Source organism: Streptomyces sp. YGL11-2, from assembly GCF_050054615.1.
Classification (GTDB): Bacteria; Actinomycetota; Actinomycetes; order Streptomycetales; family Streptomycetaceae; genus Streptomyces.
Map to the genome: position 1 here is coordinate 489,174 of NZ_JBNHIN010000001.1, position 10,791 is coordinate 499,964.

General features: G+C 74.2%; 11 protein-coding genes. 5 read left to right on the forward strand and 6 right to left on the reverse strand.

Translation table 11 applies throughout. The features are described 5' to 3' along the window. Positions 1 to 176: 176 nt before the first annotated feature. Positions 177 to 875: a heme oxygenase (biliverdin-producing) gene (locus ACO1BR_RS02180; protein WP_426793288.1), complete on the forward strand. Its 699-nt coding sequence runs from the start codon at positions 177 to 179 to the stop codon at positions 873 to 875. A 63-nt stretch (positions 876 to 938) separates the two neighbouring features. Here ACO1BR_RS02180 and ACO1BR_RS02185 read toward each other — a convergent pair whose 3' ends face one another. Beyond that, positions 939 to 1,679: a PhzF family phenazine biosynthesis protein gene (locus tag ACO1BR_RS02185; protein ID WP_426793289.1), complete on the reverse strand. Its 741-nt coding sequence runs from the start codon at positions 1,677 to 1,679 to the stop codon at positions 939 to 941. A gap of 470 nt (positions 1,680 to 2,149) precedes the next feature. Between ACO1BR_RS02185 and ACO1BR_RS02190 the strand changes: the two genes are divergently transcribed. Further along, positions 2,150 to 3,136 (forward strand): hypothetical protein, encoded by a 987-nt coding sequence (locus ACO1BR_RS02190; RefSeq protein WP_426793290.1) that lies wholly within the window; start codon positions 2,150 to 2,152, stop codon positions 3,134 to 3,136. A 93-nt stretch (positions 3,137 to 3,229) separates the two neighbouring features. Here ACO1BR_RS02190 and ACO1BR_RS02195 read toward each other — a convergent pair whose 3' ends face one another. Both ACO1BR_RS02195 and ACO1BR_RS02200 read right to left on the reverse strand, forming a co-directional pair. After that, the gene (locus ACO1BR_RS02195; protein ID WP_159504176.1) at positions 3,230 to 3,973 is read right to left on the reverse strand and encodes a bifunctional DNA primase/polymerase; all 744 of its coding nucleotides are present in this window, start codon (positions 3,971 to 3,973) and stop codon (positions 3,230 to 3,232) included. A gap of 143 nt (positions 3,974 to 4,116) precedes the next feature. After that, positions 4,117 to 4,716, reverse strand: coding sequence for a TetR/AcrR family transcriptional regulator (locus tag ACO1BR_RS02200; protein WP_426793291.1), 600 nt, complete (start codon positions 4,714 to 4,716; stop codon positions 4,117 to 4,119). Positions 4,717 to 4,840: 124 nt separating this feature from the next. Between ACO1BR_RS02200 and ACO1BR_RS02205 the strand changes: the two genes are divergently transcribed. Then, positions 4,841 to 5,014 carry a DUF6243 family protein gene (locus ACO1BR_RS02205; RefSeq protein WP_426793292.1) on the forward strand — a complete coding sequence of 58 codons (174 nt, stop codon included), beginning with the start codon at positions 4,841 to 4,843 and terminating at the stop codon, positions 5,012 to 5,014. 63 nt (positions 5,015 to 5,077) lie between these two features. Here ACO1BR_RS02205 and ACO1BR_RS02210 read toward each other — a convergent pair whose 3' ends face one another. The 3 genes from ACO1BR_RS02210 to ACO1BR_RS02220 are packed head-to-tail and all read right to left on the reverse strand — an operon-like array spanning position 5,078 to position 8,570. Next, positions 5,078 to 6,034 carry a small ribosomal subunit Rsm22 family protein gene (locus tag ACO1BR_RS02210; RefSeq protein WP_426793293.1) on the reverse strand — a complete coding sequence of 319 codons (957 nt, stop codon included), beginning with the start codon at positions 6,032 to 6,034 and terminating at the stop codon, positions 5,078 to 5,080. Between the two features lie 44 nt (positions 6,035 to 6,078). Then, positions 6,079 to 7,155 carry a serine hydrolase domain-containing protein gene (locus tag ACO1BR_RS02215; protein ID WP_426793294.1) on the reverse strand — a complete coding sequence of 359 codons (1,077 nt, stop codon included), beginning with the start codon at positions 7,153 to 7,155 and terminating at the stop codon, positions 6,079 to 6,081. 56 nt (positions 7,156 to 7,211) lie between these two features. Further along, positions 7,212 to 8,570 (reverse strand): multidrug effflux MFS transporter, encoded by a 1,359-nt coding sequence (locus ACO1BR_RS02220; protein WP_426793295.1) that lies wholly within the window; start codon positions 8,568 to 8,570, stop codon positions 7,212 to 7,214. 249 nt (positions 8,571 to 8,819) lie between these two features. Here ACO1BR_RS02220 and ACO1BR_RS02225 point away from each other — a divergent pair, with 249 nt between their 5' ends. Next, a complete protein-coding gene (locus ACO1BR_RS02225) occupies positions 8,820 to 9,752 on the forward strand; it encodes an SDR family oxidoreductase (protein WP_426793296.1) in 933 nt (310 codons plus the stop codon). 53 nt (positions 9,753 to 9,805) lie between these two features. After that, complete coding sequence (locus tag ACO1BR_RS02230; RefSeq protein WP_426793297.1) at positions 9,806 to 10,723, forward strand: PhzF family phenazine biosynthesis protein; 918 nt, start codon at positions 9,806 to 9,808, stop codon at positions 10,721 to 10,723. Positions 10,724 to 10,791 lie beyond the last annotated feature (68 nt).

Here is a 10,791-nt window from a genome sequence, read left to right on the forward strand (position 1 = left end):
TTCGGACAGAGGTAGGGTTTTTACCGACAGCTTGTCGGGAACACATTGACCGGGGCGATCCGCCGTAGTTGGGTAACGCCGAGTTACCAGGCTGCGGCGCCCCGCGTTCCCGGGGCGCGACGTCCCCGCGACGCCGGCCTGTTCCCGTCCGCTCCCCCGGCCCCCGGAGGTCCGCCTTGGAAGCGTCCAGCCCGACCCCGTCCGTGCCGTCCACGCCGTTCACGCCGTCCACACCGTTCTCCACGGTGATCCGCACCGCGTCCCACGCGCAGCACACCGAGGCCGAGAACTCCTCGTTCATGGGCGACCTCCTCGGCGGCAGGCTCGGCGTCGACGCCTACCGGCGCTACACGGAGCAGCTCTGGTTCGTCTACCGCGCGCTGGAGGACGCCTCCGGGGCCCTTGGCGCCGACCCAGTGGCGGGCCCCTTCATCCGCCCGGAGCTGGCCCGCACCACCGAGCTGGAGCGCGACCTCGCCCATCTCGGCGGCCCCTCCTGGCGGACCGGCCTCACGCCCCTGCCGGCCACCGCCGCGTACGCCGACCGGATCGCGGTCTGCGCCCGCGACTGGCCGGCCGGCTATGTCGCCCACCACTACACCCGCTATCTCGGCGACCTCTCCGGCGGCCAGATCATCCGCGGCACCGCCGAGAAGACCTGGGGCTTCGCGCGCAAGGGCGACGGCGTCCGGTTCTACGTCTTCGAGGAGATAGCCAACCCCGCCGCCTTCAAGCGCGAATACCGCGAACTCCTGGACGCGCTGCCGGTGGACGACCTGGAGAAGCAGCGGGTGGTCGACGAGTGCAGGCGCGCGTTCGCGCTGAACAGCGCGGTGTTCCGGGAGCTGGGCGAGCAGTTCCCGATGAGCGCGTAGCGGGATGCGGAAGGCCGCACGGCGAGCCGGCCGTCCCACCACGCGGCCTTCCGCCCCGCGGCGCTACGCGGTCTCGGCGCGCACCCGTCCGCCGACCTCGATCGTGCCGTCCGGATACGTCCGCGTGCGGATCTGCGAGCCGGCGCCCTGGCGGATGTCCAGTGGGCGTCCGAGCTGATGCGTCAGGAGCAGGGCGGCGGCGCCGGTGGCCTCGTCCTCGACGATGGTGTCCCCGCGCCGCGGGAACGCCCGCGCGCGGACCACGCCCGCGGGCTCGTCCAGCCAGGCCCAGGCGTAGAGCCAGCCCTCCCCCGGCGGCGGCGCGGGCAGCGCGTCGACCGCCGCGGCGGAGGGGTACCGCTCGGTGGTCCGGTGGGTGACCCACTCGGCGCGCCCGCGTACCCAGGTGAGGTCCCCGTCGTAGCGGACCGCGACCTCGCCGGCCGGCGGGCGCAGCACGGCCGGCGGGCGGCCCTGGCTCCGCAGCAGCCAGGCCAGGCCGACGAGGGGGTGGCCGGCGAAGGGGAGCCGGACGCTGGGGGTGTGGATGTCGGCGGTGCCGCGGGCGGCGTCGTCGAGGAACACCGTCTCGCTGAAGCCGAGTTCGGCGGCGAGAGCGGCGCGGGCGGCCGGGTCGGGGAGGGCGGCGCCGTCGCTCACGACGCCCAGCAGATTGCCGCCGGCGCCCTCCGGCCCGCAGAACACCCGCAGCACTTCCACGTCCACGTCCACGGCACCGGCCACGGCTGCTACGGCGGCGCCCTCGACGGCGGTTGCGCCCTTCACGTCCTTCGCGTCGGTCATCCCCGCATTCAACAGCACGCCGGGGCACCGGAGTCCGGGCGGGGGCGTCCGGGCGCGGGGGCGGTGGCGGTGCGGCGGGGAGCCGTTCCGAACTCGGGGGCGACCACCCGGACCAGCCCTCGCCGCAGCCCCGCGCAGAGCACCCGAACACGGGCGCCGGCGCGGACGCGGGTGCGGGGGCGGGTGTCTGTGTGGGTATGGAGCCGGAGGTGGCGGTGACGGCGCATGGGACCCCTTCCCGAGGAAGTTCACAGCGGAAAAGCTAGTTAGGTAAGCCTAACCTAACTAGAACTTCGGCCTACGGTCGGTGCCGGCGGCCACCGGGCCGAGTGCCCGTCAGATCACGGTGTGGGCGCCGTATCCGATCCCCGCAGTCTTGTTCTCGCGCAGCCCGGGTAGGGTTGCGCCGAATCGTGCCACCCCGGCGGCCATCCAGTCCGCCCCGGTCGCCCCGAAGGAGCCCGAGCCCCATGACACGCAGGTCGCCGTTCCGGGTGCCCGCAACACTGACGTCGACAGCGGCGGCGCTGGTGATACTGAGCGGCTGCATGACGGTGCACGGCGAGCGGGAGATCCTGCCGGCGGTGTCGAAGGCGGACGCCGCGCAGGCGCTCAAGCACTTCACCGACGGCTTCAACAAGGCCAACCGCACGCTCGATCCGCAGGTGAACACCTCGTTCGAGGCGGGTGCGCTGCTCGCCATCGACCAGGCCGGGATAAAGGCGGCGCACGGCATCCAGCCGAACGGCAACCCGCGGTTCGCGCCACTGCGCTTCACGGACGCGCACTTCACCGTGCCCAAGCAGAAGGGCTGGCCGAAGTTCTTCGTCGGGGACGCGCTCAGCAACCGCAGGAACCGCAGCGGCGAGAACACGCGCTGGTTCCTGGTGTTCAGCCGGGACGCCGTCGGCGCGAAGTGGCGGGCCGTCTACCTGGCCACGTTCGACAGCAACACGTCCCCGGAGCTGAAGGTCACGGACGGCTACGCGGAGGCGGTGCCCACCGACGGCTCGTCGGGGCTGACGGTCGACCCGGGCAAGCTCGGCCAGAGCTACGCCGACTACCTCAACACCGGCAAGGGCGGCTCCTTCGCGCCGGGGCCGAACACCGACCAGTGGCGGGCCCAGCGCGCCCGGGACGCCAACCAGCCCGGCGCCCGCATCCAGTGGGAGGACCAGGCGTCGGAGTACCCGCCGGTGGCGCTGCGGACCACGGACGGCGGTGCGCTGGTGTTCTTCTCGACCATCTACCACCAGCAGAAGACGGTCTCCCCGGGCCTGATGATCACCGTGCCGCCCAGCCTGCGCGGCATCGTGGAGGGACCGGACAAGAAGACCACGCGGATGGCCTTCACCACGGTCTCGGGCCAGGCGGTCACGGTCCCGGCGAAGAGCGCCGGCGGCAAGATCACGGTGCTCAACCGGATCGAGGCGAAGACCTCGGCCAGGGCGCTGTAGCCGCGGCGTTCGCGGCCGGGGCGGCGCGCGGGGGGCTGTCGGCGGGAGCCGGCGGCCCCTTCACCGTCGGGCGCCGGCTCCGTACCGGAGCGGTCAGCGGCCGATCGGCCAGGCGGCGGTCTCGTGGTCGGGCTCGCGGTCGATGAACGCGGCACAGGCGTCGGTCAGCGACTCCAGCAGCGTCAGCGGGTCGGGCAGCGGGAGTTCGGGGCCGCGCAGCCAGGTCACCGCGGGCTGCTCGCCGGGAAGGGTCGAGGGCGGCAGGAGGACATAGCTGCCGCGGCAGTGCCAGCGCAGGCCCGGATGCTCGTCGAGGGTCTCGGGGTGGCAGTCCAGTTCGCACGGCCACCACTCGTCCTCGTCGTCCGGGGTGCCGCGGGTGGCGGTGAAGAACAGCATCCGGCCGTCCCCGAAGCCGGCGCCGCTGAGGCTGACCGGTCCGACGTCGACGCCCGCCGCGTCCAGCCGGCCGAGGGCGCTGCGGCCCGCTTCGACGGGGACGTCGAGGACGTCGTGGGCGATGCCGGTGGCGGTGATGAAGTTGGCCTGCGGGAGGGTGCGGACCCAGGCGGCGACCTTGTCGCGGTCGGTGGTGGCGACGGTCTGCCAGCCGAAGGAGATGGGATGCCGTCCCGGGGTGGGACAGCCGATGCGCTCGCAGGAACAGCCGTAGCCGGAGGGGTGGGCGGCGGGGGCGACCGGGAAGCCCGCGTCGGCCGCCGCCAGCAGCAGGTCCGCACGGCCGCGCGCAGCCGCTGATCCCGTGTCCGTATCGCCGCCGTCCGATCCGCTCTTCGGCCGGCGCAGCCACTGGGAGAACCTGCTCTTGCGTTCCATCTATCCCCTCACTTCGAGCGGTGGTCTGGGATCAATGCTGCCACCATCCTGGGCGCCAGGTGACCGGTGTGCGGATCCGGAGTGAACGCGGGACGGGCGAACAGGGGCAATTCACGCCATCGCCGACCGACCGCCCGGTGCGGTCAGTCGCGCGGGCGCAGACCGCGCAACACCTGGTCGACAAGGGTGTCGACGTAGTCGTGGGTCAGTTCGCCGGTGCGCATCAGCCACCGCTGTGAGAAGGGACTCAGCAGCATCTCGGCGGCGATCCGGACGTCGAGGTCGGGGGCCACCTCGCCGGCTTCTTGGGCGGAGCGCAGCCGCTCGACGTAGACGCGGATGCCGGGCTCCATGAGGCGGCCGACGAAGGTGCGGGAGAGCTCCTCGTCATTGGCGCCGGCCGCGGCCAGAGCACGGTAGGGGGCCTGCCAGGCCGCGTCGCTGAACTCGTCGGCGGTGGCCCGCAGGACGGTCTTGAGGTCGGCGGCGAGGTCGCCGGTGTCGGGCAGCCCCTCCTGGTCGTACGTGTCGACGACCGCACCGAAGGCGTCGAGGAGGACGGCCGCCTTGGAGGGCCACCAGCGGTAGATCGTCTGCTTGCCGACGCCTGCGCGGGAGGCGATGCCTTCGATGGTGAGCTTCTCGTAGCCGACCTCGCCGACCAGGGCGAGGGCGGCGTCGAAGATCGCGCGGCGGGAACGTTCGCTGCGGCGGGAGGCGTCGGGGGCTGGTTTGTTGGCCATGGGCGGAGTGTAGCGAGGAAGAGGCGAGACGTATCGTCTTGACAATACGGATCGTCTCGTTTGAGGATGGGGCGTGAGCGAGACGTCCCGTCTCGCAGACGGTGCGGAGAAGGGAACTCACCTCATGAGCAAGGGAAATGCGGCTGGCATGCTCGGTGTCGGCGGTACGCGCAGCAAGCTCTCCCGCGGCGCGCTGCGCGGCGCCACGGGCAGCGGGCGGAGCGGCCGGGGAGGCCGCGAGGACCCGAACCGCCGCGAGCTGCTACGGAAAATGCAGGAGCGGACGCAGAAAGGCTGAAGTTGTGCCCCCGATGGCAGGCTCCCAGCGGGGTGCCACCGGGGGTGCGCCCTCGGTGGAGGGTCAGGCCGGGGGCCAGTCGTCGCCCCAGGCGGCGTCGCGGGCCGCGCGGTAGACCGTGCCCTGACGCTTGGTGACCGTGCTCCGCCGGAGGCCGTCGTCCGCGGTGCACAGCTCCAACAGAACCTGGCCCTTGCGGAGTTGGGGCTTGCGGACGACCCGGGAGGCGGCCGGCGCGGCATCGCGGCGGGTGGCGGCGACGTAGCTGAACTTCTCGTCCTCGTAGGCGAGGGAGCCGCCCTTGACCTGGCGGTGCAGGGAGGAGCGGCTGACCCGGACGGAGAAGTGGCACCAGTCTTCCCCCGGGACGATCGGGCAGGCGGCGCTGTGCGGGCACGGCGCGACGATGCGCAGACCGGCGGCGATCAGCTGCTCGCGGGCCTCGCGGATGCGGAGGTAGCCCTCCGGGGTGCCCGGTTCGATCAGCACGACGGAGTCGGCGGTGGCCGCGGCGGCGACCACCGCGCGGCGCGCCTCGGGGCGCAGCTCGCCGAGGACGTAGGAGACGGTCACCAGGTCGGTGCCGTCCGGGACGGTGAGGGCGTCGCCGATGACCTGCCGCTGCCACGTGGTGTCCGGCAGGACTCCGGCGGCCAGTTCGCGACCGAGGTCGAGGGCGGGCTGGGCCCAGTCCAGGACCGTGCTGCGCACGCCGTCCCAGGTGGCCGCGGTGGCCCAGGTGGCTGCTCCGGTGCCGCCGCCGATGTCGACGTGGGCGGCCGGGGACCAGCCGGGGACCCGCGCCGCGAAGGCGGCCAGCGCGGCCCGTACGGCTTCGAAGGTCGCGGGCATGCGGTAGGCGGCGTACGCGGCGACGTCGCTGCGGTCCCGGAGCACCGGGGCGTCGGTGGGGGTACGGCCCCGGTAGTTGGCGATCAGCCGGTCCACGGCCTGCGCGGCCTGCTTGGGCGGCAGGCCGTCGAGCAGGCCGGCCAGGGCGGCGCGCAGTTCGTCGTGCATTCCGCAGATTTTACGGGGCCCGGGGGCGCGCCCGGTCCGGCCGCTCAGCCGGCCCGCGCCACCGCGCGGGCCAGCCGGGTCGCGGCCAGCGCGCGCGGGGCGCTGCCGCCGTCGCGGCGGCGCGGGTGCACGGTGTTGGCCAGCAGGATGAGGAAGGTGTCGGTGGCCCGGTCCAGGACCAGGCTGGTGCCGGTGAAGCCGGTGTGCCCGGCGGCGCCCCGGCCGGCCAGTTCGCCCATGAAGTACGGCTGGTCGACGCCGAAGCCGAGACCGGGCGGGTCGAGCAGCGAGGCGACCGCGTCCGGGCCGAGGATCCGGGCGGTGCCGTACGCGCCGCCGTTGAGCAGCGCCCGGCACAGGACGGCCAGGTCCTGGGCGGTGGAGAAGAGCCCCGCGTGCCCGGCGACCCCGCCCAGCGCCCAGGCGTTCTCGTCGTGCACCTCGCCGCGCACCATGCCGCGGTCCGCCTTGGCCCAGGGCCGCCGCTGGTCCTCGGTCGCGGCCACGCCCTGCGGCCCCAGCGGGCCGTAGGAGGTACTGGCCATGCCCAGCGGGCCCGTGATGCCGGTGCGGATCAGGGCGTCCAGGCGGCGCCCGGTGAGCCGTTCCAGGATCAGCTGGAGGGCGATGAGGTTCAGGTCGGAGTAGCGGTATATGGCGTGCGGGCCGCCGGACGGGGCGGCGGCCTCCGCCCACAGCAGCGCGAGTTGGGCGGTGCGCTCCCGGTGGTCGTGGAAGGGGAGTTCGGGGGCGAGTCCCGAGGTGTGCCCCAGCAGCCGGCGGACGGTGACGCCGGGGGCGAAGGCGGGGAGGTGCGCGGCGGCCGGCTCGTCGAGGGACAGCCGGCCGCGCTCGATCTGCTGGACCACGGCGATGGCCGTGAAGAGCTTGCTGAGCGAGGCGAGGTCGAAGACGGTGCCGACCCGCATCGGCTCCCACAGGTCGCGGGGCAGCTCGACGCCGCGGTCCCGCTCGGGGTCGTAGCTGCCGTAGCGCACCGCCCAGCCGGCCGCCGCCTCGGCGGCGACCACCGGTCCGCGGCCGGCCAGCACCACGGCTCCGGCACACCACGGCGGACGGCCGTCGGGCAGTGCCCGTACGCCGCCGACCAGCCGTTCCATCCAGGCGGGGTCCAGTCCCGCCTGGGCCGGTGTGCCGTGTCGGAGCCTGGGTGCGTTCAGAGCCTGGTCCTCTCGCCGCCGGAGTGCGCGGGGCCGTCCCCCCTACGCTGCCACGGTCGGCACATTCCCAGGAAGCTCACGAGCGCGAGAACGGCACACGACAGCTGTACGACGGCCATCGGTACGGCGGTCCGCTCGCCCGCGACGCCCACCAGAGGGGACGCCACCGAGCCGAGCAGGAACGTGGAGGTGCCCAGCAGCGCGGAGGCGGAGCCGGCCGCGTGCGGGGTGCGCAGCAGCGCCAGGGTGTTGGTGCTCGGCATGACCAGGCCCATCGCGGACATCAGCACGAACAGCCCGGCGGCCATCGGCACCAAGCCGACCCGACCCAGGAGCCCGGACGACATCAGCAGCAGGCCGGCCCCGGCGAGCGCGACCAGCGCCAGGCCGGTGCCCAGCACCTTGTCCAGGGAGACCCGGCCGACCAGCAGCTTGCCGTTGATCTGGCCGACCGCCACCAGCCCGACGGAGTTGACGCCGAAGAGCAGGCTGAAGGTCTGCGGGGAGGCGCCGTAGATCTCCTGGATGACGAACGGCGAGGCGGAGATGTACGCGAAGAGCGCCGCGAAGGCGAAGGCGCCGACGAGGAGGTAGCCGGAGAAGACCCGGTCGGCGAGCAGATCGCGCATGGTGCGCAGGGCCTGGCCCAGGCCGCCCGGGTGCCGGCGCTCGGGCGGCAGGGTCTCGTCAAGCCGGCGCCATACGAGGAGGGTGAGCAGCAGCCCGACGGCGGTCAGCACGACGAAGACCCCGCGCCAGTCGGTGATCCGCAGGATCTGGCCGCCGATGAGCGGGGCGACGACCGGCGCCACCCCGGAGATCAGCATGAGGGTGGAGAAGAACCGGGCCATCGCCACACCGTCGTAGAGATCGCGCACCACCGCCCGCGCGATGACGATGCCGGCGGCACCCGCCAGGCCCTGCAACAGGCGGAAGGCGATGAGGAGTTCGGCGTTGGTGGCGACGACGCACAGGGCGGTCGCCAGGACGTAGATCACCATGCCGGCGAGCAGCGGGCGGCGGCGTCCCCACTTGTCGCTCATCGGGCCGACGATCATCTGGCCCAGGGCCATGCCCGCCAGGCAGGTGGTGAGGGTGAGCTGGACGGTGGCGGCCGGGCTCCGCAGGGCCGCGGTGACCTGCGGCAGCGCCGGCAGGTACATGTCCATGGAGAGCGGGGGGACGGCCGTGAGACCGCCGAGGACGAGGGTGACGAGGAGGCCGGTGCGGCGGGCCCCGGGCAGTGCGGCCGGTGCGGCCGGTGCCGGGACCCGCCCGGCTATGGCGGGCCGGTCGGCGCGCTCGCCGCTCGGTTCGTCCGTGCTCGCGGCGGCTCTGGCCCCGGGCTCCGTCATGAGTGTCTCCATGGGTTGGTGATGGCCGCACCATGGTGGCACGCGGCGGCCGGCGCCCAGGGCGGATGGGTGCAGTCCTTTCGACCTAGGGCTTTCCGACCCCGACCCGTCGGTCAGGACCTACGTCCGGCCCGCGCCGGTCCGCACCCCGCGGCGATCGGACCGCCCGCCACCGGGCCAACGGCGGCCGGACCACGGCCCGGTGGGGCGTCGCCCGGTTCGCTCCCCGTACGCCGTTACGCTGCCGCCATGGCACAGAACACAGAGCGGTCAGGGGCCGCACAGGCGACGCCGGTGGCACGGGCCGGGCAGGTGGGCGGGACGGCGACCGCGGCCCGGCCGACGCTCCCGGCGCCGTCCTCGCGGGCCGGGACACCGCAGAGGGCTCCGGCGCCCCAGGAGGCGCGGGAGGGCACGGCGGCGGCCCGCAGGGTGGCCGTCGTCACCGGCGCCGGCTCCGGCATCGGGCGGGCGGTCGCACTGGCGCTGATCGCCGCCAACTGGACCGTGGTGCTGGCCGGCCGGCGTGCGGCGGCCCTGGAGGAGACCGCCCGCCAGGTCGGGTACGCGGGCATCGACGGCCCCGCGGCCGTCCCGGTACCCACCGACGTCACCCGGCCCGACGAGGTCGACGCCCTCTTCGCGGCCGTACGGGACCGCTTCGGCCGGCTGGACCTGCTCTTCAACAACGCGGGCGCCTTCGGGCCGCCCACCCCGCTGGACGAACTCTCCTACGAGGACTGGCGGTCGGTCGTCGACGTCAACCTCAACGGCGCGTTCCTGTGCGCCCAGGCCGCGTTCCGCACGATGAAGGCGCAGGACCCGCAGGGCGGCCGGATCATCAACAACGGCTCCATCTCCGCGCATGTGCCCCGGCCGCACTCCATCGCGTACACCGCCACCAAGCACGCGATGACCGGGCTGACCAAGTCGCTGTCCCTGGACGGCCGTCCGTACCGGATCGCCTGCGGCCAGATCGACGTCGGCAACGCGGCCACCGAGATGACCGGCCGGATGCAGACCGGCATCCTCCAGGCGAACGGCCGGACGGAGGTCGAGCCGGTGATGGACGCGGCCGACGTGGCCCGGACGGTGGTGCACATGGCGGCGCTTCCCCTGGAGGCCAATGTGCAGTTCGCGACGGTGCTGGCGACGAACATGCCGTACATCGGGCGGGGTTGACGCCCTCCGGGGCGCCCGGGAATAGCCGGGCGGTGGCGGGAGGTTCCCCGGCCATGACACACGACGCCACCGCCGGGGACACCGCCCGCACCCCCGAGATCCTCCGCTACACCGCGTTCTCCACCGACCCCGAGGGCGGCAACCCGGCCGGCGTGGTCCTGGACGCCGCCGGGCTGGACGACGCCGCGCAGCTGGCCGTCGCCGCCGACCTCGGCTATTCGGAGACCGCGTTCCTGACCGCCCCGCCCGAGGGGCTGGGCGAGCCCGGACGGGCCTTCACCATCCGGTACTTCAGCCCGCTCGCCGAGGTCGCGTTCTGCGGCCATGCGACGGTCGCCACCGCGGTCGCCCTCGCCGAGCGCACCGGCCCCGGCGACTTCGTCTTCGCCACCCAGGCGGGCCCGGTGCCGGTCACCGTGGCCCGGCACGGCGACGCCCTCCGGGCCACCCTCACCAGCGTCGAACCGCACATCGCCCCGGTCGCCGCGGCCGACCTCGACGAGGCACTGGCCGCCCTGGACTGGCCCGCCGCCGACCTCGACCCGGCGCTGCCGCCCCGCATCGCCTACGCCGGGGCCCGCCACCTGGTCCTCGGCGCCGCCACCCGCGACCGGCTCGCCGCCCTCGACTACGACTTCGACCGGCTGGCGGCCCTGATGCGCCGCCTGGACCTGACCACCCTCCAACTGGTCTGGCGGGAGAGCGACACGGTCTTCCACGTCCGCGACCCGTTCCCGGTCGGCGGCGTCGTGGAGGACCCGGCCACCGGCGCCGCGGCGGCGGCCTTCGGCGCGTACACCCGGGCCCTGGGCCTGGTCACCGCCCCGGTGACGCTCACCCTCCATCAGGGGCACGACCTGGGCCGCCCCGGCCTGCTGACCGTCGACCTGCGGGCGGGCGACCCGCGGTCGCATGTCAGCGGGACGGCGACGGCGATCCCCGCGGCAGCGATCCGGGCGGCGGGCGCCTGAGGGACGGGCGCCCGAGCGGCGGAGGCCGGGGGCGGAGCGAACCGCGGGCGGGCCGCCGCACCCCCGCG

Excerpts from the sequence above, each read along its gene's own strand:
- ACO1BR_RS02215 (WP_426793294.1), bottom strand. The coding sequence starts at position 7,155 with ATGGAACGGCTGGTCGGCGGCGTACGGGCACTGCCCGACGGCCGTCCG.
- ACO1BR_RS02185 (WP_426793289.1), bottom strand. The coding sequence starts at position 1,679 with ATGACCGACGCGAAGGACGTGAAGGGCGCAACCGCCGTCGAGGGCGCC.
- ACO1BR_RS02210 (WP_426793293.1), bottom strand. The coding sequence starts at position 6,034 with ATGCACGACGAACTGCGCGCCGCCCTGGCCGGCCTGCTCGACGGCCTG.
- ACO1BR_RS02220 (WP_426793295.1), bottom strand. The coding sequence starts at position 8,570 with ATGACGGAGCCCGGGGCCAGAGCCGCCGCGAGCACGGACGAACCGAGC.
- ACO1BR_RS02195 (WP_159504176.1), bottom strand. The coding sequence starts at position 3,973 with ATGGAACGCAAGAGCAGGTTCTCCCAGTGGCTGCGCCGGCCGAAGAGC.
- ACO1BR_RS02205 (WP_426793292.1), top strand. The coding sequence starts at position 4,841 with ATGAGCAAGGGAAATGCGGCTGGCATGCTCGGTGTCGGCGGTACGCGC.
- ACO1BR_RS02230 (WP_426793297.1), top strand. The coding sequence starts at position 9,806 with ATGACACACGACGCCACCGCCGGGGACACCGCCCGCACCCCCGAGATC.
- ACO1BR_RS02200 (WP_426793291.1), bottom strand. The coding sequence starts at position 4,716 with ATGGCCAACAAACCAGCCCCCGACGCCTCCCGCCGCAGCGAACGTTCC.
- ACO1BR_RS02190 (WP_426793290.1), top strand. The coding sequence starts at position 2,150 with ATGACACGCAGGTCGCCGTTCCGGGTGCCCGCAACACTGACGTCGACA.
- ACO1BR_RS02225 (WP_426793296.1), top strand. The coding sequence starts at position 8,820 with ATGGCACAGAACACAGAGCGGTCAGGGGCCGCACAGGCGACGCCGGTG.